Raw genomic sequence first — 22,523 nt, 5'->3', positions numbered from 1 at the left:
TTTCTCCGTTTTTTCGAAAAACCAAAAAGAAGCAGGGATAGGATTCCCTGTCCCAGGCCGCCGTTCTGTCTTGACGGATAAAATGGTCGCATCCTATTGACAAACGTCCCCGCTGCGTATATACTGTACATGCTGAATATATACAGTAAAACAACAAGAAGGTGCATCATGGACATCATCATCCGCAATTCCGGCGGCATACCCATCTATGACCAGATTACCCGGCAGGTGAAGGGCCTCATTCTGCGGGGCGAGCTGCGGGAGGGCGAGGCCCTGCCCTCCATGCGGCTGCTGGCCAAGGAGCTGCGTATTTCCGTGATCACCACCAAGCGCGCCTATGAAGAACTGGAACGGGACGGCTTTCTGACCACGATTCCGGGAAAAGGGTGCTTTGTTGCCCCCCGCAACCTGGAGCTGGTGCGGGAGGATACCCTGCGCCGGGTGGAAGAACATCTCTCCCGGGCAGTGGACGCAGCCAAGACCGGCGGCGTCACTCTGGGCGAAATGACCGAGACCCTCAACCTTTTATATGGAGACGAGTCATAATGAACTACGCATTGGAGATCGAACATCTGAGCAAACAGTACGGGTCCTTCCGCCTGGACGACGTATCCCTGGCCGTTCCCGGCGGTACCATCATGGGCCTGATCGGCGAGAACGGCGCCGGTAAATCCACCACGATCAAATGTATTCTGAACCTGATCCGCCGGGACAGCGGGACCATCCGGGTGCTGGGCATGGACAATCTCAGAGAGGAGCGCGCCGTCAAGGAGCAGATCGGGGTCGTGCTGGACGAGTGCACCTTCCATGAGACCCTCCGCGCCTGCGAGGTGGGGAAAATCCTGTCCAGGATCTACCGGCGCTGGGACAGCGCGTGCTTCGAGGATTATCTGCGCAAATTCGGCCTGCCCCGGGATAAGACCATCAAGGAATACTCCAAGGGGATGAAAATGAAGCTCTCCATCGCTTCGGCGCTGTCCGCCCGGCCCCGGCTGCTGATCCTGGATGAGGCCACCGGCGGGCTCGACCCGGTGGTGCGGGACGAGATCCTGGATGAGTTTCTGGCGTTCATCCAGGAGGAAACGCATGCCATCCTCATCTCCAGCCATATTACCAGCGATCTGGAAAAGGTGGCCGACTACGTGACCTACCTGCACAAGGGCAAGGTCGCCGTGCAGGGCGCCAAGGATGAACTGCTGGACACCTACGGGCGGCTGGTCTGCGCCCGGAGCGACCTGGCTGCGGTGGACCCGGCCCTGCTGGCCGGCAAACGGGTGAGCCAGTTTGGCTGCGAAGCGCTGATCAAAGACCGGCGCGCGTTCTGCCGCCGTTATCCGCAGCTCACAGTGGACCCTGTGACTCTGGAGGAGATCATGCTCTTCACCGTAAAGGGGGATGCGTCATGCGCGGACTGATCTGCAAGGACTTTTTTGTCATGAAAAAGCAGTTGGGCTACTATCTGGCCTTCTTTGTGGTCTACGGCGTACTGGCCGTGACCGGTGTGTTCCCCGCTTCCATTCTCTCCGCTTTGGTGGCGGTCATCGCCATGATGGTTCCCATGAGCTCCATTGCCTATGACGACCAGGCCCACTGGGGGCGGTACGCCGCCGCCACCCCCGCCGGTCGGAGCGGCGTGGTGGCGGCCAAATACCTCTTTACGCTGCTGGTCCTGGCAGCCTGCGCCGTCCTGGTAGCCGTTCTGGCCGCGATCCTGTCGCTGACCGGGCTGCTCACAGAGCCGCTTGCCGACCTGCTGGCAGCCGTGGGGGCCTGTATGGGCGTGGCCATGGTCATGGACGCCATCCTCCTGCCGCTGCTGTTCCGGTTCGGCGCGGAAAAGAGCCGTACCATCAGCATGATCTTCTTCATCGTCATTTTCGGGGGCTGCATGCTGCTGGGCAAGCTGGCCCAGCAGCAGGGCGGCCTGCCCCGGCCGCCCGCCTGGCTGGCAAACGCCCTGCCCGCCCTGCTGGCGATCCTGGCCGTGGGCACTTTCGTGCTCTCCTACTGGATCGCCCAGGGGATCTACGAAAAAAAGGAGCTGTGAGGGAGCGGATATGTACGCGCTGATCTATAAAGACTTTCTCCTGTTGAAAAAGCAGCTGCTGTACGTTCTGGTGCTCGCCGTCTTCTATACGGTCATCGCAGTCAGCGGCTTCCTGAGCGCCTCCATCCTGCCCGGCATGGTGGTTCTTTTTGCCACCATGCTCCCCATCACCTCGTTTTCCTATGATGAGCAGGCCCGCTGGGGCCAATACGCCGCCGCCACCCCGGCGGGGCGGCGGGGCGTGGTGGCCGCCAAGTACCTCTTTTCTCTCCTGCTTCTGCTGCTGGGCTTGCTGCTGGTGTCGGCTCTCATCACCCTGCTGGTGGGCCTGGGGCTGCTGAGAGAGCCCCTCCCCACCGCCCTGTATGCCGTCCTATGCTGCGGCAGCGTGGCACTGGGCATCGATGCGGTGCTTCTTCCGGTCCTGCTGAAGCATGGAGCTGAAAAGGGGCGTTTCGCCATCATGGCGGTATGCATTGCCGTGGTCGGCGGCGGGATGCTTTTGTGGCAGCTCCACCGCGGCGGGCTCCGTCTCCCGCAGGCGCCCGCCCGGGCGGCTGTGGCGCTTCTTGCGCTCCTGGCTGCGGCCGCCTTTGCCGTGTCTTACGGGATCGCCCGGCACATCTATGAGCGAAAGGAGCTGTAAGCGCATGCTGCATACGCATCGCTGTCCCAAGTGCGGTGCCGGCGACATCCTGCGCATCCCGGACACGCCGGGGCGCTATGCCTCCGGCAATAACATCTACACTTCCAGCGTGACTCTGCTGGGAAAGATCCCGGTCATCCGCCACGTCTGCCTGAACTGCGGTTACACGGAGCACTGGGTGGAAGAACCGGCCCAGCTGGACCGGCTGCGCCGCGCCTTCGGATAAACGACCCGCTCTCCGCACAGGCGGAGAGCGGGTCGTTCTGTATGTATGCTCAGAAGTTGCAGCGGACGATGCACTTCAGGGTCTGCCCGTCCACCTTGCAGGTGATGGTCGTGGTGCCCCGGCCCACGGGCCGGACCACGCCGTCGGCGGAGATGGTGGCCACTGAAGTATCCCCGATGCTCCAGCTGGGCGCGGAGGAGGTGCCGTTTACCTTCATATACACGGCAGGCTCGCTCTTGCTGGAGAAGGTAAAATCCGTCTTGTTCAGGGAGAGGGCGGTACTGGTCCCGCCGGCGGAGGACGCGGCGCCGCTGGTGACGGAGTTGTAGACCTTGCAAGTCTGGGTGATGCCCCCCGCCATGGCGGCGGTAATGGTTGCGGTCCCCGTCTTGGTCCCATGGCTCACCTTGCCGTTTTCATCCACTGAAGCGATCTCCGGGTCGCTGCTGGTCCATGTGATCGTACCGGTGGACCCGGCCGGGAGGAAGGTCACCGTCAGGGTAATGGGATCCGGCCAGGTATCGCTGAGCGTAAACTCAGACTTGCTCAGGGTAAACCCGGTGGCGGTCTGATCGTCGGGGATTACAGGTTCCGCGGAGGCCTCCGGCGGCGTGGTATCCTCCGGCGTACCGGTCTCGCCGGGCGCCGGGGAATCCAGCTGCTGGGTGTTCTGAGCCGGAGAATCCTCCGGCAGGGTGGTCTGTCCCCGGTCCACCAACGGCTTGATGATGGAGATGACGATCATGACCGCGGCCACGATCAGAGCCAGCGAGAGCACCGTCAGGATGATCCGTCCGACGGAAGGGCCGCCGCCGTAACCGCCGCCCCGGGTATTGCCCGCCAGCCGCCGGCCGCCCCGCGGACGGCCTTCCTCCTCATATTCCATCTCGTCGCAGAACGGGCAGCTTTTATAGGAAGCGGCATAATCCTCGCCGCACCTGTCACAGTGAATCATTTCCTGCCGGGTACCGGCAGTACGCTTCGATGCCATATGGAATTCCTCCTTCAGACATACTTTGCTATCATTCTACACGCTCGGAACACAGCCGTCAACGCCGGGGCGCAAAATGTAAAGGTTTTTTAACATTTATGTCAACCGCTTCCTGTCCGGTGTTCCACAGATGGACCGGCGGTTCTTTCCGGAGCACCGGCAGACGTAAGCACTTCTTGCGCAGGGCCTGTCTTTGGGATATAATAGCAAAGAAACGAGGTGCATGAACTTGAAGGGATCCCTGAGCGCCGCCGAGGTGCATAAGCAATACAGCGACGGGGTGACCGCCTTCCGGCGGCAGATCACCGATGCCACCCTGCGCATAAAGTTCACCCAGGAGGTGGACATCTTCTTTCGTGCCTGTACGCTTGGCGTCTGGGGACGGGACGGCGCGTCCATCACACCGCGCCATGTGGAGTACTATAACGCCATCTATACCAAGGGAAACCCGGTGCCCGCCATCCTGTTCTGGGAGCTTTCCACCGCGGTGAGCGAGTACCCCGGCTTTCAGCCGCCTCCCTTTTTTGCCCGCATGCGGGCCAGCGACAAAGTCTCCGGTACCCATCTGGCCCGGCGGTTCATCGACCTGATGACGCTGATGCAGCTGCTTTTCGCCGCTGTGGACGATGTGGTCAGCGAGGAGGAGGCGGGATTCGTCAACGCCTGCGCCGACAGCCTCTCTGCCCTGTGCGACCGGGATGGGCTCAAGGGCGGAAAAGCCCCGCTGGACGCCAAGGATTTCATTTCCAAACGTCCTGAGGCGGATGGGCCCGGGGATGAGGCGGCCCCCGCCGCCGCCGTAGCCGGCGGCGGAGAGGCGGCGCCTCAGACCGAGGCGGAGCAGGCGCCCGCTCCCAGCCTGGAAGAGCTGATGGCCGAGCTGGACGGGCTGTGCGGTCTGGACAAGGTCAAGGCCGATGTGAAAAGCCTGATCAACCTGGTCAAGGTGCGCAAGCTGCGTCAGGAACATGAGCTGCCCATTCCCCCCATGTCTCTGCACCTGGTCTTTCTGGGCAACCCCGGGACCGGCAAGACCACCGTGGCCCGCCTGCTGGCGAAGATTTACCATGCCATCGGGGTCCTCTCCAAGGGCCAGCTGGTGGAGGTGGACCGTTCCGGCCTGGTGGCCGGGTTTGTGGGACAGACGGCCATCAAGACGGGCGAGGTGATCCAAAAAGCGCTGGGCGGGGTTCTTTTCATCGACGAGGCCTATGCCCTGGCCAATCAGGATGCCCCCAACGACTTCGGGAAGGAAGCCATCGAGACGCTGCTCAAGGGCATGGAGGATCACCGCGCCGACCTGATCGTCATTGTGGCCGGGTACACCGAGCTGATGGGAACGTTCATCCACGCAAACCCCGGCCTGGAGAGCCGCTTCAACAAATATTTTTACTTTGAAGATTACAATGGCGGGCAGCTCATGGCCATTTTTCAGTCCATGTGCGCAAAAAACGGATATACGCTCAGTGATGAAGCAGAAGAATACGCCGGAACGTATTTCCGCGAGCTGTATGAGGAACGGGACGAGAACTTCGGAAACGCCCGTGATGTGCGCAATGTTTTCGAACGTGCGGTCTCCCGCCAATCCGACCGTGTGGCCGCTCTGGAGGCTCCCGGCAAGGAGGACCTGATGTCCTTGACCCTGGCCGATCTCAGAGAGGACGACGGCGCCCAAACGGAAGGGACCTGAATCGGAATGCTTCAACAGCCCCCGGCTATGCCGGGGGCTGTTTGCGTGTCTTTCAAAGAATGTCTACCAAATGTCTACCAAAAAAACGCCGGAATTCCCCATTTTTCAGGGTTTGCCAGCGCCGTCCGTCCTGTATGTCTACCAAATGTCTACCATTGGAACCTTTAAGCCGAAAAAGCCAACTTTTTTCGTTCTGACGTACCATTCTCCTTATAAAATTCGGAGTGCAAGGAGAGTCATACTTCTCTGTAAATATCTGTAAGTCAAGTGTGGCCTTTCCGCCTCCAAAATTTAGAAGGAGGAATTCCAGATGAGAAACCTCAAACGGGCTCTCAGCCTGGCTCTGGCCGCCGTTATGCTGATCGGCATGATGGTCGTCGGCGCTTCCGCTGCGAGCTATGACGATTTCACCGACCGCGATGAGATCGTCAACAAAGACGCCGTTTCCATGCTCACCACCCTGGGCGTGATCGACGGCAAGACCGATGGCAGCTTCGATCCCGAGGGGACCGTGCGCCGCGACGAGATGGCGAAGATGATCTCCGTCATCATGAATCAGGGCGTTGACAACAACGACCTGTTCTCCGGTGTGAACAGCAAGCTGACCGACATCGGCGACAACTGGGCCAAGGGCCACATCAACTACTGCTACACCCTGGGCATCATCGCCGGCCGCGGCAACGGCACCTTCGACCCCGCCGCCAGTGTGACTGCCGCCGAGGCTGCCAAGATGCTGCTGGTGGCCGCCGGCTACGATCCCTCCATCGAGGGCTTCGTGGGCACCGACTGGGCCATCAACACCAACGCCAAGGCTTCCGCCCTGGGCATCTTCCGCAACTTCAACAAGAACGTCATGCTGCCCCTGAACCGTGACGACGCCGCTCTGCTGATCTACAACGCCCTGGACATCGAGATGATCCAGAAGTATGAGAACGGCTACGCCATTGCCTATGCTGACCGCCGCACCATCCTGAGCGCCATGTACGGCGTGTACAAGGTGGAGGGCGTCGTCGTGGGCAACAAGTGGGCCGAGCTGGAAGAGACCGATTATGACGCCGCCCTGAAGGATGGCAAGACCACCCTGAGCAACGTCAAGCTGTATGCTTCCACCACCGCTTCCACCGAGAAGGGCGAAGTTGTGGAGTACTCCGGCAACATCTCCTTCAACGTTGACACTACCGTCGAAATGATCGGCAAGACCGTCACCCTGTACATCCGCAAGACCACCATTCTGGCCGACTCCGTCGTCCTGGGCGTCACCACTAAGGACTCCGTGAATGTGGTCGAGGGCTCTGTGGCCAACGAGAGCGCTGTCAAGGACTTCCTGAAGGGCACCGGCCTGACCGTGACCAGTGATACCGAGTACTATGTGAACTACGGCTATCTGGGCACCGGGAATTCTGCCGAAATTTATGACAATGCTGATTTCAATTACAACGGCATCAAAGTCGAGGTCATCGACAACAACAACGACGGCGATGTGGACTATGTCCTCTACCTCGTTGAGACCCTGTCCTATGTGAAGAAGTACAGCTCCAAGAACGAGACTCTCACCGTGCCCGCCATGAACGACGGCAAGATCACCAAGTTTGAGGACGTCGTCTTCGCCGACGAGGTCACCACCGATGATCTGGTCCTGTTCGTCGAGTACGGCGGCCGCGACTACATCTCCACCCCTGAGAGCGTTACCGGTAAGATCACCCGCATCGACCGTGACGCCGAGAAGGAGCTCTATGTCACCATCGAGGGCGACTCCTACTATCAGTCCTACATTCCCGACGCCGCCGCCGAGGATGAGGTTGTCGAGCACTTCGATATCACGGAGGCCGCCACTGATCCCGGCTTCGACACCGAGGTCATCTTCATTCTGGATTCCAACGACTACATCGTGGCTTATCAGGCTCCCGAGGCTGCCGCTCCCAACTACGCTCTGGTGCTGGGCTCCGCCTGGACCCAGAATGCTCTGACCAAGTCCGGTCAGCTCTCCATCCTGAAGACGGACAAGACCGAGGGCACTTATACCATCAATTGGGACGCTTCCGCCAAGGCTGCGTTCTGGGATAAGGCCTCGGATGCGGATGGCAAGTATGACAGCGCCGAGAAGAAGGCCGCTATTGCCGCTCTGGAAGCTTACCTGGGCACCCGCGACGTAGTTGTGGACGACCAGTATAAGACTCCGCTGAATAACGCCAGCGGCTCCGTCATCAAGTACGCCATCGACGATGACGACGTCATTACCATCAAGTCCGTTATGACCAATGCTGCCGATGAGATCGCATATGCTGGTAACGGCATTGATGAGTCCGACGGTGCGGACACCACTGTTGACTCCTATCTCAACCGCAAGTACGAGACCGGTGACGGTACTCTGTATGCCGATGCTGATTCCAAGTACGCCGTGGATCTGAACACCATCGCCTTCTACTATGCTGGCGAAGATGACTACGGCGTGGCTATTGGCTATGATGAGATGTACGATGTCGCTGCCAATGCAAAGGGGGATACCGACACTAAGACCGTTCAGGTCTGGACCACCGAGGGCGGCAAGCTGGCCGACGTGCTGCTGTTCAACAGCCGTGAGGATCGCGCCGTCGACAAGGATTACCTGTATGTCCTGAGCGCCAACGCCCTGACCTCCAAGATTCTGGAGCTGAACGTTATCTTCGAGGACGGCACCGTTGACACCATCGAGGTCAGCCGCGAGAAGTATGGCGACGACTTTGATGACGACGCTGATTTCGAGACCGTCTGGGCTTACTCCGTGAAGGACGAGGTCTACACCCTGTATGAGGTCACCGGCGAAGGCTACACCGTTGCTGCGGATAATGCCCACCTGATCAAGAAGGGCACCATCGTCATGAACGCCGAGACCGATAACGAGACCGCCGAGGGCGAGGAGAACACCGCCTGGAATGTGGGCGACTACTACACCATTACTTCCAAGAGCGCGGTGTGGGACATCACCGACGTGACCAAGGACGATGACAAGGCCCCCGCCGGCGAGTTCCTGTACAAGACCGCCAAGGAAGCCATCATTGTCTATGACACCGATGTGAACACCGTGCTGGTTGCCTGGATCAAGGACCTCCCCGGCGAGGTTGCCGACGATGATGAGGAGATCGACGCCACCATCGACGTGACCGTCAACCTGTCCGATGTACCCTTTACGGTGACAATCGACGTTCCCGCTGGCCATGCTACCCTGAAGGCTTATGAGCTCAACTCTCTGGTGAAAGCCGGTGTGGCCCAAGAGTTGGCTATAAAGAGCAGCGAAGTTGATCCAACTGTGGCTGCTGACGGCACTTGGATCATCAAGACCCCTGATATCACCTATCAGAGTGTGACTGTCACTGTAAATTACGCTGCGATCTAAAACCATTCCCTTCGGCATATTATCCCAAAATGACCAAAGCCCGGGCCATTTGGCCCGGGCTTTGGTTTGCTTCTTTGAATCAGGGAATCGCCAGATAATGATACACGGTGCCGCTTCGGTTGATGCCTACGGTGGCGTTTTCACTGTAAACAACCTGGAATCCGGTTTCGTTGACTGTAATCCGGTTGACCGTTTCCCCCTGAAACGCTATCACGGTATGGGTGGGGTGCCCTACCAGCACCACCCTGGCGGCAAATCCCAGATCAATCTGCTGTGTCCCGCCGTCTCCAGTGTAGCTTCCCATCACCAGTTCTGTTTTTTTCGCCAGCGCCGTATCGATCCTGGCCAGATCCTGATTGAAGTCCTCCCGTAAAAAGCTGTCCTCCGGCTCCCACTGGTGGAGCCCGTAATGGGGTGTGTACTGTGCCATTCGGCATCCCTCCTTCATCCCTGCCCGGTCCGGGCGGAAAAGAGGGACGTTATTATGCAATTATTTCCAAAAACGAAGCTGCCGCTATGCCCCGGGATATTCAAAGGGCCCGCGTCTTCCGGAAGGAAAACGCGGGCCCTTCGTTTGTATTTCGAAACATGCCTGCGGCATGCTGCTGCTTGTCTGTCCCCACAGCCGGGGGACAGTGATAAGGCCGCCGGTACTCCCGAGTGCGCCTGGGATGGCATTTCTCCGCCTGCGCCCTCCCCGGCCGTTCCTTATTTGTTGTGCTCTTGGCTGTAACATTAAGATACCACACAACCGCAGTCAGATTTTGGACCTTTTTTGAATCTCCTGTGAACGTTTTGTAAAAACCGCTGCTGTCCCAAAAATTTTGTCCGATTTTCATTGATTTTGCACAAATCCTCCGCCGATCCGCCAGTTTCCCGCACATCATGCACAAAATGGTGCGTTCTCCTTTTGCAAGGTTGCACAATTCCGGCATGCTTACCGTCTGGTTTCTGAAAACCGCCCGGTTAGCTACTTACACATTTGTATGTATTGCACAACGCGCGTGCTTTGCGTAAACTGGAACTATCCCAAGATTCCCGGGTACCCTTCGCCAAAAGGGCCCTCCGCCTGACCGGCGGAGGGCCCTTTTGGCGCGCTGTCCCGCCCGGCGCGGCGTGCCGCGCGGGCGTCCTTCAGCTTTGAAACAGGCCGGTGGAGAGATACCGCTCTCCGGTATCCGGCAGAATGGCTACGATGCGTTTGTGCGCAAGCTCGCTTCGCTGTGAGAGCACACGCGCGGCGTGAGCGGCCGCTCCGGACGAGATGCCCGCCAGGATGCCCTCCCCGGTCAGCGCCCGCATCGCGGCGCAGGCGGCCTGTGTGGGCACCGGGAGCACCTCGTCCACCACGCTCCGGTCCAGTACGTCGGGAACAAAGTTCGCCCCGATCCCCTGAATCCCGTGGGCCCCTGCCGTTCCGCCGGAGAGGACGGGGGATTCGGCGGGCTCCACCGCCACCACCCGGATCTGCGGATTCTGCTCCTTCAGGTAGCGCCCCGCTCCCGTGACGGTCCCACCGGACCCTACCCCGGCCACCAGCACGTCCACGCTTCCCTCCGTGTCCCGCCAGATCTCCGGTCCGGTGGTCTCATAGTGGGCCCGGGCATTGGCCGGATTCCGGAACTGATCGGGCATCCAGGCCCCCGGCATCTGCGCCAGCAGCGCGAGCGCCTTGTCGATGGCCGCGGACATGCCGCCCTCTCCCGGCGTGAGCACCAGTTCTGCCCCCAGGGCGGAGAGCAGGCCCCGCCGTTCGGCGCTCATGCTCTCCGGCATGGTCAGGATCACGCGATAGCCCCGGATCGCCCCGATATAGGCCAGCGCCACGCCGGTGTTGCCGCTGGTGGGTTCCACGATGATGCCGCCGGGCTTCAGCAGCCCCCGCTCCTCCGCGTCCCGGATCATATAGTACCCCGCCCGGTCCTTGGCGGAGGAGAGCGGATTAAAGCTCTCCAGCTTGACCAGGACCCCGGGGGCAAAATGTTTCAGCTCCAGCAAAGGCGTGTTTCCAATCAATGCGCTCAGATCCTGCGCAACGTTCACGGCGTCATCCTCCTTTCCCGTCTGAACGGACCGGCAGGCCCGTCCCAGTGTGCCGGGCAGGCCTGCCGGTTCCCTTTTAGAATACGGCGACCACGGCGCCGTCGTAGGTCTCATCAATGAAATCCTTGACCTGCTGGCTCTGGAGGGCCTCCACCAGGGCCTGGATGGCGGGCTCGTTCTCCCGGCCCTCCTTGACGGTGAGCACATTGGCGTAGGCGGTGCCCGCCTCGCCGTCGGCAGCCTCAACGGCCAGGGCGTCGGACACCTTCAGCCCGGCGTCGATGGCGTAGTTGCCGTTGATGACGGCCATATCCACGTCCGCCAGACGCACAGGCAGCTGGCTGGCCTCCAGCTCCACGATGTCCAGGTTCTTGGGGTTCTCGGCGATATCCGCCTTGGTGGCGGTAAGGCCGGCGCCCTCCTTGAGGGTGATCAGCCCCTCCTGCTGCAGCAGGAGCAGGGCACGGGCCTCATTGGTGGTATCGTTGGGCACGGCGATCTGGGCGCCGTCCGCCAGCGCGTCCAGGCTGTCGGTCTTTCCGGCATACAGGCCGAAGGGCTCGTAGTGGATGGCGGCGGCGCTGACCAGGTGGGTGCCGTTGCTGGCGTTGAACTCGTCCATGTAGGTGATATGCTGGAAGTAGTTGGCGTCCAGGTCGCCGTTCTCCACCGCGGTGTTGGGCTGAATGTAGTCGTTGAAGACGGTGATCTCCAGGGTGATGCCCTGCTCGGCCAGCAGCTGCTTGACCACCTCCAGGATCTCGGCGTGGGGCGCGGGCGTGGCTCCTACCTTAAGAACGGTACCTTCCAGGCTGCCGGTCTCGGGCGTGCCGGTCTCAGGCGCGGCCGTCTCAGGGGCGGGGGAAGCGGCGGTGCCGCTGTTGCCGCAGCCGGCCAGCAGGCCGAACGCCAGCACGCCGGTGAGGAGCAGAGAGACAAATTTTTTCATGTTGCATTCTCCTTTTTCAAAAAATGTTATACCACGGAAGCGGCAGGGCCATCGCCGGCCGGGGACAATCTCCGATAAAAAAACGCCCTCGATGCCATGCATCAAGGACGAGAGCATTCCGCTTCGTGGTACCACCTTGCTTCGCCCACACCTCGCGGCGGGGGCCTTTGCGCGTACGGGACGGACCGATACGCCTGCGCTATGACGGGCGCCCCCGTCGCAGCCTAATGCGTCATGCACTCGGTGCGCGGCTCCAAGACCATGTTCCCCGCGCCCTTCCGTGCCCGTTCCCACCTGTCCGGGCTCTCTGCGACGTATCTGCGCGCGTACTCTTCTTTTCATTGCCTTTGTCGGCGATATTCCATTGTCTCCGGGTTGCACTTAGTTTAACCTGACAAAGCCCATCTGTCAACCGGGCATTTTTCACAAAAACAGGGGCGGACAGAATCCGCTTTCTGCCCGCCCCGCCGATTTTTACTGGAGACCGGCCTTTTCCGCTTTGCGTTTCCGGGCGGCCTTCCTCCGGGCCTTGTCGCCCACGCGGCGGTCCAGGCGCACGGCCGCGCGGGTCCCGGCGGACTGGAAAATCTGCACCAGGATAACCAGCACCACCACAGACACCCAGAGGATGATCTTCATCTGGCGCTGATAGCCCAGGTTCAGCGCCATGGAGCCCAAACCGCCGCCGCCGATGGCGCCCGCCATGGCGCCGTAGCTGAGGATGGTGATAAAGGCGGTGGTGAAGCCGGAGATCAGAGAAGGACGGGATTCCGGCAGCATGACCTTCCAGATGATCTGGAAGGGAGAGCAGCCCATGGACTGGGCCGCTTCGATGACGCCCTTGTCCACCTCGCGGATGGATGCCTCCACCAGCCGGGCCACGAAGGGAAACGCCGCCACGATCAGGGGGATGATGGTGGCCACGGTCCCAATACTGGTACCGATGATGAGCCGGGACAGCGGGATAACGATGACCATCAGGATCAGGAAGGGTACCGAGCGCAGGATATTGATGACAAAGTTGATCACGGCCATGACGGGCCGGGGTAGGGGCAGCACGCCGCCCTCCTCTCCCGCCACCGCCAGCACGCCCAGGGGCAGGCCGATGACATAGGCGAACAGCGTGGCGACCACGGTGACATAAAGCGTCTCCCAGACGGCGAAGAGCAGGCCGTTCTTGGACAGCTCCAGCAGCCGCAGGATCTCCGGATTGTTCAGCAGCTCAGGCATGGTAGTTTTCCACCTCCTCCACCGTCACGTCCCGTTGGGCGCTGAGGTAGGCCATGGCGCGTCCGGCCTCGTCCGCGTCGTCGGGCAGGCCCAGCAGGATATACCCATAGGCCCGGCCATCCACATTGCGGGTCTCCGCCCCCAGGATATTGGCCTTGACGCCGCAGTCGATGGCAAGGCAGGCGATGAGGGGCTGATAGGCCGTGCCGCCGTTGAAGACCAGCCGCACGATGTGGCTGCCCGGCAGCTGACGGGTGACCTGCACCCCCTCCGGGTAGACCAGCCTGCGCCCCGCCTCGGTCTTGGGGTTTGCGAAGACCTCCTCTACCGTTCCGGTCTCCACCATATGGCCGTGATCCAGGATCGCCACATGGGTGCAGATCTCCTCCACAACCGTCATCTCATGGGTGATAACGATGACGGTGATGCCCAGGCGCTTGTTGATGTCCTGGATCAGCCGCAGGATGGAGCGGGTGGTGGTGGGGTCCAGCGCGCTGGTGGCCTCGTCGCACAAAAGCACCTTGGGATCGGAGGCCAGGGCCCGGGCGATGGCGATGCGCTGCTTCTGGCCGCCGGAGAGCTGGGCCGGATAGGCATCGGCCTTGTCGGGCAGCCCCACGATCTCCAGCAGCTCCAGGGCCCTGCGTTTGGCCTGGGCCGCGCCAGCTCCGGCGATCTCCAGGGGGAAGCAGATATTTTTCAGGCAGGTGCGCTGCATCAGCAGATTAAACTGCTGGAAGATCATGCTGATACAGCGGCGCTTCTGCCGCAGCTGTCCGGCGCTGAGGGCGGTCATATCCGCCCCGTCGATGATCACCTGCCCGGCGCTGGGCCGTTCCAGCAGGTTGATGCACCGCACCAGCGTGGACTTGCCCGCGCCGGACATACCCACCACGCCGAAAATGTCTCCGTCCGAAATGGTCAGGTTGATGTCCTCCAAGGCGGTAAACGTTCCGTCCGCCGTGGGGAAGGTCTTTGACACATGCTTCAGTTCAATCACGGACCCGTACTCCTCTTAACGACAAAATTCCGTTCCAACGCCCCGTTTTCTCCAAAAGCGGGGATATTTCCGTATCACGTATAGGCTATTCTATGCCAACCACGCCCCCCTGTCAAGCCAAAAAGCCCCGGAACCAGCCGGGTTCCGGGGCTTGGGACGGTGCGCCGTTTCTCAGCGGCAGGCGCAGCAGCTGTGCTCGTCGCCGTCGCAGGGGAGCTTCAGCTCCTCGGGTACCGCGTTCCCCTGCCGGCGGTAATAGTCGGCCAAGGCGGCCTTGATGGCCTCCTCCGCCAGAACGGAACAGTGCATCTTATAGCCGGGCAGCCCGTCCAGCGCCTCCGCCACGGCGGCGTTGGTCAGTCCCATGGCCTCGTCGATGGTCTTTCCGCGGATCATCTCCGTGGCCATGGAGGAGGTGGCGATGGCGGAGCCGCAGCCGAAGGTCTTGAACTTTACGTCGGTGATCACGCCCTTATCGTCGATCTTGAGGTACATTTTCATAATATCGCCGCACTTGGGGTTGCCGACCTGGCCCACCCCGTCGGCATCCGCAATCTCGCCCACATTCCGTGGATGCTCAAAATGGTCCATGACCTTATCAGAATACAGCATGGAATATCTCCTTTCAATATTACGGCATTACAGTTCCCAGGTGGGCTTCCCCGCCGCTTTGTCCCACACAGGGGACATCTCCCGCAGATACTGGACCACCCGGGGCACTTCCTGCAGCAGATACGCTACGTCCTCCTCGGTGTTCTCCGCTCCCAAAGTAAGGCGCAGGGAGCCGTGGGCGATCGCATGGGGCAGGCCGATGGCCAGCAGCACGTGGGACGGGTCCAGGGAGGCCGAGGAACAGGCGGAGCCGGAAGAGGCGCAGATCCCTCGGGCGTCCAGCAGCAGCAGCAGGGCCTCGCCCTCCACGCCCTCGAAGACGAAGGACGCGGTTCCCGGCAGACGGTTGACCGGATCGCCCGTCAGGCGGGAATAGGGGATACGCCCCAGTCCGGCGGCGAGCTTATCCCGCAGGGCGGACAGACGGGCGGACTCGGCGGCCAGACCATCCGTCGCCTCCCGCAGCGCGGCGGCCAGGCCCACAGCCCCGGCCACATTCTCGGTGCCCGCCCGGCGGCCTTTCTCCTGACCGCCGCCGAACATCAGCGGCGGCAGGCGCACCCCCTTGCGGACATAGAGCGCCCCCATCCCCCGGGGGCCCCGGAACTTGTGCCCGGACAGAGACAGCAGATCCACCTTCCATGCCTGAACATCCACCGGGATATGGCCCACAGCCTGTACCGCATCGGTGTGGAAGAGTACGCCCGCTTCCCGGGCGATCGCCCCGATCTCCGCGATTGGCTCGATGGTGCCGATCTCGTTGTTGGCGGTCATAATGGAGATGAGGATCGTATCCGGGCGGAGGGCCGCCTTCACGGCGGCGGGGTCCACCCGTCCCTGGCCGTCCACCGGCAGATAGGTGACCTCAAAGCCCTGCTTCTCCAGATACCGGGCGGTATGGAGGATCGCGTGGTGCTCGATGGCGGAGGTAATGATGTGCCTCCCCTTGTCCTTCTTCTGCTCAGCCACGCCCCGCAGCGCCCAGTTGTCGGACTCGCTGCCGCAGGAGGTGAAATAAATCTCCTCCGGTTGGGCGTTCAGGCAGGCGGCCACCTGGGCCCGGGCCGCCTCCAGGTCGGATTTGGCCTGCTGGGCAAACGAATAGAGACTGGAGGGGTTTCCATAGCTCTGGTTAAAATAAGGGAGCATGGCCTTCAGGGCCGTATCGGACAGGGCCGTGGTGGCCGCATGGTCGGCATAAACAATTCGCGACATGGCGATGTCTCCTTTCCTGGATCGTCTTGCTTAAAATACATAATTCCTATATGTTTACTATGATTATACGAGTCTTATCGCGTTTTGTCAAGCAAATTTTAGAAATTGCCGCCAACCATTAATCTTTCCTTAAAAATCTGTTCCTTCGATTGACGGCACCGGCCTGCCGATGCTATAGTGTGCTCAGGCGTTTCAAGAATTATATTAAGGAGGAGCCATGGATAGAAAGCTCTTCAAAAGCATTCTGCTGATCATCACCTATGCGGTGGTGCTGGTCATGGCGCTGGCCCGTCTGGACGTGGTGAGCGGCGGCCTCTGGCGCCTGCTGGGACTGTTCAAGCCTCTTTTCATCGGCTTTGGCATTGCTTTTGTGCTCAACCGGCCCTGTCACTTTTTCTGCCGCCTGTATGGCCGCGGCCTCGGCAGGACCCGGGCGTCCGGATGGGCGCGCCCCCTGGCGGTGGTCACCTCCTATCTGGTGCTGGTGATCGTCATCAGCGCCATCTTCTCTTTCGTGGTGCCCAAGCTGGCACAGAGCATCCAGATCTTCGTGGGCAGCTTGAGCGGGTACCTCAACAATCTGCAAACCTGGACCAACGAGCTTTTGGCCTACCTCAAGCTGGACACCCTGGACCTGTCCAGTCTGAAGGCCCCCCTCCAGAACCTGTTCGACCAGGTGCTGGCCTTCCTCTCCGACCTGGGCCCCCACCTGCTGGAGTTTACCAGCGGACTGGTGTCCATGGTAGTCACCGGAGTGCTGGCTCTGGTGTTCTCGATCTACATGCTCTCCGGCAAGGAACGCCTGCTCTCCCAGTGCCGCCGGCTGCTCCGGGCCTACGTCCCTCCAAAATTTGCCGACCCAATCCTGGACGTGGTACACCTCACAGGGGATACCTTCACCCACTTCGTCACCGGCCAGCTTATCGAGGCCTGCATTCTGGGCGGATTGTGCTCCATCGGCATGCTCTTCATTCAGCCGGACTATGCCCCTCTCATCGGGGTCATCATCGGCTCCTCCGCGCTCATCCCCGTGGCCGGGGCCTACATCGGGGCGATTCTTTCCGCTCTGCTGCTGTTGATGGTCTCCCCGCTCAAGGCGGTCACCTTCCTGATCTTCCTGGTGATCCTCCAGCAGATCGAAGGCAATGTGATCTATCCCAAGGTGGTGGGCACCTCCATCGGCCTGCCGGGCATTTGGGTACTGGCCGCCGTCACAGTCGGCGGCGGGCTGATGGGTCTGGTAGGCGTCCTGCTCAGCGTCCCCATTGCGTCGGTCCTCTATACCCTGCTCCGGCGGGATGTACACTGGCGCCTGGACCGGGCCTCCTGATCTGCCCTGCACATCCAAACAGCCTGACGGCGCCTCGGTCCCTGACCGAAGCGCCGTTTTTAATGGAAGATCACACGCACGGCCCAGGCGGCGGCCATGAAGCCTGCCAGGTCGGCGCAAAGGGCGGCAGGGACGGCATAACGGGTCTTTACGATCCCCGCCGCGCCGAAATAGACCGCGATGGTATAAAACGTAGTCTCCGTGGAGCCCAGCATCACCGCCGCCGTGCGCCCGATCTGCGAGTCCGGCCCATAGGTGGAGATCAGCTCCGCTCCGACGCCCAGCGCCGCGCTGCCGCTGACCGGCCGCACCAGCATCAGCGCCACCGTCTCCGGCGGGATGCCCAGCCGGGTGAGCACCGGCGCAAGGGCCTGGGCCGCCAGCTCCAGCGCGCCGGATGCGCGCAGCATATACACCGCCGTCAGCAGCCCCACCAGCGGCGGCACGATCTTGATGAGCACTCCCAGGCCCTCGCCGGCCCCCTGGACGACCGCGTCGTACACGTCCACCCGCCGCGCCATTCCATACAGGGCCACGGCGGCGATGATCAGGGGCACCAGCATGGTAAAAAACAGTTCCATCCCTACTTCCTCCACAGCCTTGCAAACACCTTCGCCGCCAGGATGCCCACGCACACTGAGATGGCCGAGGCCAGCCAGACGGCGGGCAGGATGTCAAACGGCGCGGCACTTCCGGCAGCCAGGCGGACGCTGGCCACGGTGGTGGGGATGAGCTGGATGGAGGCGGTGTTGCACACCACCAGCATGCATAACGGATCGGAGGCCACCCCCGGCGTCTTCCGGCTCATCTGCCGGGCGGCCTGGATCCCCAGCGGCGTAGCGGCGTTGCCCAACCCCAGCAGGTTGGCGGAAACATTGGCCGAGATACTGTCCATGACGTCCCGATCCCGCGCAAATTCCGGGTAGAGCCGCCGCAGGATGGGCCGCAGCAGCCGGGACAGGCCGTCGGACAGGCCGGAGCGGCGCATCACCTCCATAACGCCCATCCACAGGCAGAGGATACCGGCCATGGACAGGCACAGCTCCACGGCGGCCGCCGCGCCTTCCATTGCCGCCGCCGCAACGGCCGGTCCGTTTCCCGTGGCCAGGCCGCACAGAACGGCCGCTACCACCATCCCCGTCCAGATCACCGCCATCGCCATCGCCACACGCCTCCTTTTCCCTCCCCCTATCTATATGGCCCGTCCCACGGTTCCATTCCTGTTTTTCCAACTTTGCCCTTTTGCAGAGCGCGCCTCCTTATTTTCCATTTTTAGATAGAAACATACATATATAGTCAAAATTTTTCCAAATTTGAATTGACATTGAAATACCATGTGTTATAATGAAATATATCAGCTTCTTCTTGACGGGAAGCTAGGGCAGTTCATGGGGAAAGGAAGTAGTAATCTATGAAATCCACCGGTATTGTGCGGAAGGTCGATGAACTTGGGCGCATCGTTCTTCCGATCGAACTGAGGCGCACCCTGGATATTGCGGAGAAGGACTCTCTTGAAATCTATGTGGACGGTACCTCCATCGTCTTGAAGAAGTACCAGCCCGCTTGCATTTTCTGTGACGACGCAAAGGGTGTCATCAATTTTAAGGGCAAGAACGTCTGCCCCAACTGCATCAAGGAACTTCAGGCGAAGTAAGCCCTTTTACCGGGACGCCGCGCCCCCTGCCCAACCTGGGCAGGGGGCGTTTCCATGCATTTCCACCTCGTTTACAAAACTTTAAATTATACTCATCGTAATATTTTTAGCTGTGAAATATATCCAAAACAGGAAGCCGCACCATAGGTGGGCATCCATAAGAAAGTATTGCGCCAAAATTGAAGAAGCGGCACGAAACCGTATGGAGTTGATCGTGCCGGATCTCGCGAAGCGAAACGGCGTGACCGAACAACTCAAAGCCGTTAATCAAATAGAATGGGTACGGCAGATGAACGCTTGCAAGGTACAGGCAGAAACGATTGTAAAGTTTGAGCTGATTTATGATTGATACCGAGGATGCCCGGACGAAAAATATTCGGGCGTTTCTTGTGCATATAATCGAATTTTTTACATCTTTCTGATATACTTTATTCAGCGAAAGAGCGAGATGAATTCTGGTTTGTGAGGATGAAAGTATGCTGAGACTGGAGAAAGTTAATGGGAAAAATGTGTGGGACATTCTTAAGTTGAGAGTAGCCAAAGAGCAAGAAAATTTTGTTGCGCATAATGATATAAGTATTATTGAAGCATATACAGCAATAACAGGAAATGGTTATGCCTTCCCTTTCGGAATATATGAGAACGATACGCCGATAGGTTTTTTGATGATTGGATTTGACACAGACGATTATTGGGACGATGCCCCACCAGTGGCCATAGGCAATTACAATCTCTGGCGATTGATGATAGATAGAAAGTATCAAAATAAAGGATATGGAAAGGAAGCACTTGGTCTAGCATTAGATTTCATAAAATCATTACCATGTGGTAAAGCAGAGTACTGTTGGCTATCATATGAACCAGAGAATGATATTGCCCGTTACCTGTACCGCTCATTTGGGTTTGTTGAGACAGGGGAAATGGACGGGGAGGAATTGATTGCTACGCTGAAGTTATAAACGTCAAATTCCAATTTGTTGAACTGTTGAAAAATCCCTTTAGGAACTAAAGAGCGCACTTCTATACTCTCCTATCGGGAGTATCGTGCGTTCTGCGGAGCTTCATTCTCTGTCAGCAGAAAGAAACTGCTTGACCGAGAATGTTGCGTTACTTCGTTCCGTCAAGGTGGCTACACCCCCTTGCGCCGCTAAAGCGGCTATCCCCTGTAGACTTGCCGTCCGCAAACGGGTTTGACAAACCGTTCGCCGCCAGCAAGTTTGAAGAATAGAAATAATAGGAACCCCCCGGCATAGCCGGGGGTTCTCCATATGCGGGCAAAGCCCTATGTTACTAGCAGCGCCTGCTGGCGCTTGTTACGGTCTGCCAGCTGCGAGGGGCTTGTTACTTGCTACCCTTAAAAGGGTCTACAAATTCTTTCATCGTAATTTGATCCTGTATCTTGTCTTCGTCCAACTGGTGCTTGATATACTCTGCTATTGCTTTTGCGTTCTTTCCGGCTGTATCCACATAATATCCTCTGCACCAAAATTGTCGATTCCCGTATTTATATTTCAGATTTGCATGTCTCTCATAAATAAGCAGCATACTTTTCCCTTTTAGAAATCCTACAAATCCAGATACGCTAATCTTTGGCGGTATACTTACCAACATATGAATATGGTCTGGGCATACTTCTGCTTCTATAATCTCAACTTGTTTCCACTCACATAATCTCCTAAGTATTTCTCCTATTTCTTGCTTCTTCTCCTGATAAAATAGCTTCCTCCGGTACTTTGGGGCAAACACTATGTGATATTTACAGTTCCATCTTGTATGTGATAAACTATTTGCGTCATTCATTTGGATGACCTCCCTTTGCTTCCTTTTGTGCAGTTACCAGACCGCACATCAAGTATAGCAAAGGGAGTTTTTATTGCCTACTCTCCGCTAAAGCTTTTACGGAACTCCCCGGCACAGCCGGGGGTTTTCAGACTACAAAAATAATCCTCCGTATGATCTCAATCATACGGAGGATTAACTGCTTTATGAACACCCGCCTATTCCGTGCGGCTTCCTGTTTTGCTCTTTTGGATGCTGTACGCGGCTATGTTCCGATCGCACGCTCATAAAGTTCGTTCTTGGGCAGCCCCGTCTGCTGCGCCGCCTGCCGTACCGCGTCCCGCAGGGAAAGCCCGGAGGCGCGCAGGGCGCACACCAGGGCAACGCCCTGCTCCATGGGCACCTCAACCGCCCGGCAGGGCTGCGCCCCCTCCAGCACCAGCACGAATTCTCCCCGGGGCGGGTTGGTTTCGTAGAATTCCGCCGCCGCGCCCAGGGTGGTGCGGCGCACCTCCTCATGGAGCTTGGTCAGCTCCCGGCACAGGGTGAGGCGCCGCTCCGGCCCGAACTGCTCCAGCAGGTCGGCCAGGGTGGCACGGAGCTTATGGGGCGCCTCGTAGAAGATCATGGTGCGCTCCTCGTCCCGCAGGGCGGCCAGATGGGCGCGGCGGTTCTTTTTGTTCATGGCCAGAAACCCCTCAAAGGTAAAGCGTCCGGTGGGCAAACCGGACACTGCCAGGGCCGTGATGAGCGCGCAGGGACCCGGAAGGGCCACCACCTCCACCCCTGCCCGGGCGCAGAGGGCCACCAGCTCCTCTCCGGGATCGGATACCGCGGGGGTGCCCGCGTCGGTCACCAGAGCGCAGCTCTCCCCCGCCAGCAGCCGCTCCAGCACGGCCTGTCCCCCCGCCTGCGTATTGTGGCGGTAATAGGATACCATAGGCTTTTTGAGCCCCAGGTGGTTGAGCAGCTTCCGGCTCACCCGGGTATCCTCGGCGGCGATAAAGTCGGCCTGGGCCAGGGTCTCGGCGCAGCGGGGCGAAATATCCCCCAGGTTGCCGATGGGCGTTGGGACCAGATAAAGCATTCCGGCCATAGGGCTCACCTCTCGTTCAAAATCAGCGTGGGCAGCACGGACAGGCCCGGCCTGCCCTGGCGCACCGCCTCCACCAGCACAGCGGCGGGCGGCTTGTCCCGGTCATGCTGGACCATCTGCAGGCGCTTTGGTTCCAGGCCGCTCTGCCCCAGGGCCTCCATCAACCCAGCCAGGCGCTCCGGCCGATGGACCAGGGCAAACCGCCCGCCGTTTTTCAGCAGGAAGGCCGCGGCGGCGCACACCTGCGTCAGGGTACAGCACAGCTCCATCCGGGCGCTGCCGCCGCTTTCTCCGCTGCCTGCGGGGAAGTAGGGCGGATTGGAGACCACCAGATCGAAGCACCCCGCCGGAAACTGCTCCCGGACCCGGCGCAAATCGCCGGTCCGGATGACGCCGGACAGGCCGTTTTCCGCCAGATTGCGCCGGGCCAGCGCGGCGGCTTCCCCGTCCAGCTCCACGCCGGACAGGTCCAGGGAGCTCTCCCGCGCCAGCAGCAGCAGGGGCAGCGCCCCCGCGCCGCAGCCCAGGTCGCACACCCGCCCGCCCCGCCGGAGGGTGGCGAAGCGCCCCAGCAGCAGGGTATCCTGCCCCAGCGGAAAGCCTCCCTGCCGATACGTAAAGGGCCCCAGGCGCTCCATGCCG

General features: G+C 59.9%; 23 protein-coding genes and 1 pseudogene. 11 read left to right on the top strand and 13 right to left on the bottom strand.

Annotated elements, in window-relative coordinates; translation table 11 throughout:
• Positions 1–168 precede the first annotated feature (168 nt).
• From H8S57_RS10930 to H8S57_RS10910, 5 genes are read left to right on the top strand one after another with little or no spacing between them, the layout of a single operon-like run.
• Complete coding sequence (locus H8S57_RS10930; protein ID WP_186908121.1) at positions 169–546, top strand: GntR family transcriptional regulator; 378 nt, start codon at positions 169–171, stop codon at positions 544–546.
• Positions 546–1,415: an ABC transporter ATP-binding protein gene (locus tag H8S57_RS10925; RefSeq protein WP_186908120.1), complete on the top strand. Its 870-nt coding sequence runs from the start codon at positions 546–548 to the stop codon at positions 1,413–1,415. The genes H8S57_RS10930 and H8S57_RS10925 overlap by 1 nt, the downstream gene beginning before the upstream one ends.
• Positions 1,403–2,047, top strand: a complete 645-nt coding sequence (locus tag H8S57_RS10920) for an ABC-2 transporter permease (RefSeq protein ID WP_186908119.1) — start codon at positions 1,403–1,405, stop codon at positions 2,045–2,047. Before H8S57_RS10925 ends, H8S57_RS10920 begins: the two co-directional genes overlap by 13 nt.
• Positions 2,048–2,057: 10 nt before the next feature.
• Positions 2,058–2,693 carry an ABC-2 transporter permease gene (locus tag H8S57_RS10915; protein WP_186908118.1) on the top strand — a complete coding sequence of 212 codons (636 nt, stop codon included), beginning with the start codon at positions 2,058–2,060 and terminating at the stop codon, positions 2,691–2,693.
• Positions 2,694–2,697: 4 nt separating this feature from the next.
• Complete coding sequence (locus H8S57_RS10910; RefSeq protein ID WP_186908117.1) at positions 2,698–2,919, top strand: hypothetical protein; 222 nt, start codon at positions 2,698–2,700, stop codon at positions 2,917–2,919.
• Positions 2,920–2,968: 49 nt separating this feature from the next.
• Here the strand turns inward: H8S57_RS10910 and H8S57_RS10905 are convergent, their stop codons facing one another.
• Positions 2,969–3,910 carry an Ig-like domain-containing protein gene (locus H8S57_RS10905; RefSeq protein WP_186908116.1) on the bottom strand — a complete coding sequence of 314 codons (942 nt, stop codon included), beginning with the start codon at positions 3,908–3,910 and terminating at the stop codon, positions 2,969–2,971.
• A gap of 223 nt (positions 3,911–4,133) precedes the next feature.
• Between H8S57_RS10905 and H8S57_RS10900 the strand changes: the two genes are divergently transcribed.
• On the top strand, positions 4,134–5,600 hold the full coding sequence (locus H8S57_RS10900) for an AAA family ATPase (RefSeq protein ID WP_243204790.1): 1,467 nt from the start codon (positions 4,134–4,136) through the stop codon (positions 5,598–5,600).
• Between the two features lie 310 nt (positions 5,601–5,910).
• Positions 5,911–8,973 (top strand): S-layer homology domain-containing protein, encoded by a 3,063-nt coding sequence (locus tag H8S57_RS10895; protein WP_186908115.1) that lies wholly within the window; start codon positions 5,911–5,913, stop codon positions 8,971–8,973.
• A 79-nt stretch (positions 8,974–9,052) separates the two neighbouring features.
• Here the strand turns inward: H8S57_RS10895 and H8S57_RS10890 are convergent, their stop codons facing one another.
• The 7 genes from H8S57_RS10890 to nifS form a co-directional block, all read right to left on the bottom strand.
• On the bottom strand, positions 9,053–9,403 hold the full coding sequence (locus tag H8S57_RS10890; RefSeq protein WP_186908114.1) for a hypothetical protein: 351 nt from the start codon (positions 9,401–9,403) through the stop codon (positions 9,053–9,055).
• 704 nt (positions 9,404–10,107) lie between these two features.
• The gene (gene cysK, locus H8S57_RS10885) at positions 10,108–11,016 is read right to left on the bottom strand and encodes a cysteine synthase A (RefSeq protein WP_186908113.1); all 909 of its coding nucleotides are present in this window, start codon (positions 11,014–11,016) and stop codon (positions 10,108–10,110) included.
• 76 nt (positions 11,017–11,092) lie between these two features.
• Positions 11,093–11,965: a MetQ/NlpA family ABC transporter substrate-binding protein gene (locus H8S57_RS10880; RefSeq protein ID WP_186908112.1), complete on the bottom strand. Its 873-nt coding sequence runs from the start codon at positions 11,963–11,965 to the stop codon at positions 11,093–11,095.
• A 474-nt stretch (positions 11,966–12,439) separates the two neighbouring features.
• Positions 12,440–13,195: a methionine ABC transporter permease gene (locus H8S57_RS10875; protein ID WP_186908111.1), complete on the bottom strand. Its 756-nt coding sequence runs from the start codon at positions 13,193–13,195 to the stop codon at positions 12,440–12,442.
• Positions 13,188–14,195: a methionine ABC transporter ATP-binding protein gene (locus tag H8S57_RS10870; RefSeq protein WP_186908110.1), complete on the bottom strand. Its 1,008-nt coding sequence runs from the start codon at positions 14,193–14,195 to the stop codon at positions 13,188–13,190. The genes H8S57_RS10875 and H8S57_RS10870 overlap by 8 nt, the downstream gene beginning before the upstream one ends.
• A 171-nt stretch (positions 14,196–14,366) precedes the next feature.
• Positions 14,367–14,807, bottom strand: coding sequence for a Fe-S cluster assembly scaffold protein NifU (gene nifU, locus H8S57_RS10865; RefSeq protein WP_186908109.1), 441 nt, complete (start codon positions 14,805–14,807; stop codon positions 14,367–14,369).
• A gap of 27 nt (positions 14,808–14,834) precedes the next feature.
• Positions 14,835–16,022, bottom strand: a complete 1,188-nt coding sequence (nifS, locus tag H8S57_RS10860) for a cysteine desulfurase NifS (protein WP_186908108.1) — start codon at positions 16,020–16,022, stop codon at positions 14,835–14,837.
• 217 nt (positions 16,023–16,239) lie between these two features.
• Between nifS and H8S57_RS10855 the strand changes: the two genes are divergently transcribed.
• Positions 16,240–17,352, top strand: a complete 1,113-nt coding sequence (locus tag H8S57_RS10855) for an AI-2E family transporter (protein WP_186908107.1) — start codon at positions 16,240–16,242, stop codon at positions 17,350–17,352.
• 59 nt (positions 17,353–17,411) lie between these two features.
• Here H8S57_RS10855 and H8S57_RS10850 read toward each other — a convergent pair whose 3' ends face one another.
• Together H8S57_RS10850 and H8S57_RS10845 are read right to left on the bottom strand one after the other, a co-directional pair.
• Positions 17,412–17,933 carry a spore maturation protein gene (locus H8S57_RS10850; RefSeq protein WP_186908106.1) on the bottom strand — a complete coding sequence of 174 codons (522 nt, stop codon included), beginning with the start codon at positions 17,931–17,933 and terminating at the stop codon, positions 17,412–17,414.
• 2 nt (positions 17,934–17,935) lie between these two features.
• Positions 17,936–18,514 (bottom strand): spore maturation protein A, encoded by a 579-nt coding sequence (locus H8S57_RS10845; protein WP_186908105.1) that lies wholly within the window; start codon positions 18,512–18,514, stop codon positions 17,936–17,938.
• Positions 18,515–18,763: 249 nt separating this feature from the next.
• Here H8S57_RS10845 and H8S57_RS10840 point away from each other — a divergent pair, with 249 nt between their 5' ends.
• The 3 genes and pseudogenes from H8S57_RS10840 to H8S57_RS10830 all read left to right on the top strand — a co-directional run bounded on the left by H8S57_RS10840 (position 18,764) and on the right by H8S57_RS10830 (position 19,965).
• A complete protein-coding gene (locus H8S57_RS10840; RefSeq protein WP_186908104.1) occupies positions 18,764–19,006 on the top strand; it encodes an AbrB/MazE/SpoVT family DNA-binding domain-containing protein in 243 nt (80 codons plus the stop codon).
• Between the two features lie 163 nt (positions 19,007–19,169).
• A pseudogene (locus tag H8S57_RS17110) lies at positions 19,170–19,355 on the top strand (TnpV protein); the annotation flags it as partial.
• A gap of 127 nt (positions 19,356–19,482) precedes the next feature.
• A complete protein-coding gene (locus H8S57_RS10830; RefSeq protein ID WP_186908103.1) occupies positions 19,483–19,965 on the top strand; it encodes a GNAT family N-acetyltransferase in 483 nt (160 codons plus the stop codon).
• 382 nt (positions 19,966–20,347) lie between these two features.
• On the opposite strand, the gene tnpA is transcribed toward H8S57_RS10830, so the two are convergent.
• From tnpA to H8S57_RS10815, 3 genes are all read right to left on the bottom strand, one after another.
• The gene (tnpA, locus tag H8S57_RS10825) at positions 20,348–20,806 is read right to left on the bottom strand and encodes an IS200/IS605 family transposase (RefSeq protein WP_186908102.1); all 459 of its coding nucleotides are present in this window, start codon (positions 20,804–20,806) and stop codon (positions 20,348–20,350) included.
• A 244-nt stretch (positions 20,807–21,050) separates the two neighbouring features.
• Entirely contained in the window at positions 21,051–21,881 is an 831-nt protein-coding gene (gene rsmI / locus H8S57_RS10820) for a 16S rRNA (cytidine(1402)-2'-O)-methyltransferase (protein ID WP_186908101.1), read from the bottom strand.
• Between the two features lie 5 nt (positions 21,882–21,886).
• Positions 21,887–22,519: a tRNA1(Val) (adenine(37)-N6)-methyltransferase gene (locus tag H8S57_RS10815; protein WP_207723772.1), complete on the bottom strand. Its 633-nt coding sequence runs from the start codon at positions 22,517–22,519 to the stop codon at positions 21,887–21,889.
• Positions 22,520–22,523: the final 4 nt, after the last annotated feature.

Source organism: Lawsonibacter hominis (assembly GCF_014287895.1).
In the GTDB taxonomy this organism is placed as follows: Bacteria; Bacillota; Clostridia; order Oscillospirales; family Oscillospiraceae; genus Lawsonibacter_A; species Lawsonibacter_A hominis.
The sequence above is the reverse complement of the archived record's forward strand: the minus strand, read 5'-3'. Positions and strand labels throughout refer to the sequence as shown.

What these genes read in the sequence shown, in the direction of transcription:
- H8S57_RS10930 (WP_186908121.1), top strand. Translation starts at nt 169, where the DNA reads ATGGACATCATCATCCGCAATTCCGGCGGCATACCCATCTATGACCAG.
- H8S57_RS10925 (WP_186908120.1), top strand. Translation starts at nt 546, where the DNA reads ATGAACTACGCATTGGAGATCGAACATCTGAGCAAACAGTACGGGTCC.
- H8S57_RS10920 (WP_186908119.1), top strand. Translation starts at nt 1,403, where the DNA reads ATGCGCGGACTGATCTGCAAGGACTTTTTTGTCATGAAAAAGCAGTTG.
- H8S57_RS10915 (WP_186908118.1), top strand. Translation starts at nt 2,058, where the DNA reads ATGTACGCGCTGATCTATAAAGACTTTCTCCTGTTGAAAAAGCAGCTG.
- H8S57_RS10910 (WP_186908117.1), top strand. Translation starts at nt 2,698, where the DNA reads ATGCTGCATACGCATCGCTGTCCCAAGTGCGGTGCCGGCGACATCCTG.
- H8S57_RS10905 (WP_186908116.1), bottom strand. Translation starts at nt 3,910, where the DNA reads ATGGCATCGAAGCGTACTGCCGGTACCCGGCAGGAAATGATTCACTGT.
- H8S57_RS10900 (WP_243204790.1), top strand. Translation starts at nt 4,134, where the DNA reads ATGAACTTGAAGGGATCCCTGAGCGCCGCCGAGGTGCATAAGCAATAC.
- H8S57_RS10895 (WP_186908115.1), top strand. Translation starts at nt 5,911, where the DNA reads ATGAGAAACCTCAAACGGGCTCTCAGCCTGGCTCTGGCCGCCGTTATG.
- H8S57_RS10890 (WP_186908114.1), bottom strand. Translation starts at nt 9,403, where the DNA reads ATGGCACAGTACACACCCCATTACGGGCTCCACCAGTGGGAGCCGGAG.
- H8S57_RS10880 (WP_186908112.1), bottom strand. Translation starts at nt 11,965, where the DNA reads ATGAAAAAATTTGTCTCTCTGCTCCTCACCGGCGTGCTGGCGTTCGGC.
- H8S57_RS10875 (WP_186908111.1), bottom strand. Translation starts at nt 13,195, where the DNA reads ATGCCTGAGCTGCTGAACAATCCGGAGATCCTGCGGCTGCTGGAGCTG.
- nifU (WP_186908109.1), bottom strand. Translation starts at nt 14,807, where the DNA reads ATGCTGTATTCTGATAAGGTCATGGACCATTTTGAGCATCCACGGAAT.
- nifS (WP_186908108.1), bottom strand. Translation starts at nt 16,022, where the DNA reads ATGTCGCGAATTGTTTATGCCGACCATGCGGCCACCACGGCCCTGTCC.
- H8S57_RS10855 (WP_186908107.1), top strand. Translation starts at nt 16,240, where the DNA reads ATGGATAGAAAGCTCTTCAAAAGCATTCTGCTGATCATCACCTATGCG.
- H8S57_RS10850 (WP_186908106.1), bottom strand. Translation starts at nt 17,933, where the DNA reads ATGGAACTGTTTTTTACCATGCTGGTGCCCCTGATCATCGCCGCCGTG.
- H8S57_RS10845 (WP_186908105.1), bottom strand. Translation starts at nt 18,514, where the DNA reads ATGGCGATGGCGGTGATCTGGACGGGGATGGTGGTAGCGGCCGTTCTG.
- H8S57_RS10840 (WP_186908104.1), top strand. Translation starts at nt 18,764, where the DNA reads ATGAAATCCACCGGTATTGTGCGGAAGGTCGATGAACTTGGGCGCATC.
- H8S57_RS10830 (WP_186908103.1), top strand. Translation starts at nt 19,483, where the DNA reads ATGCTGAGACTGGAGAAAGTTAATGGGAAAAATGTGTGGGACATTCTT.
- tnpA (WP_186908102.1), bottom strand. Translation starts at nt 20,806, where the DNA reads ATGAATGACGCAAATAGTTTATCACATACAAGATGGAACTGTAAATAT.
- rsmI (WP_186908101.1), bottom strand. Translation starts at nt 21,881, where the DNA reads ATGGCCGGAATGCTTTATCTGGTCCCAACGCCCATCGGCAACCTGGGG.
- H8S57_RS10815 (WP_207723772.1), bottom strand. Translation starts at nt 22,519, where the DNA reads ATGGAGCGCCTGGGGCCCTTTACGTATCGGCAGGGAGGCTTTCCGCTG.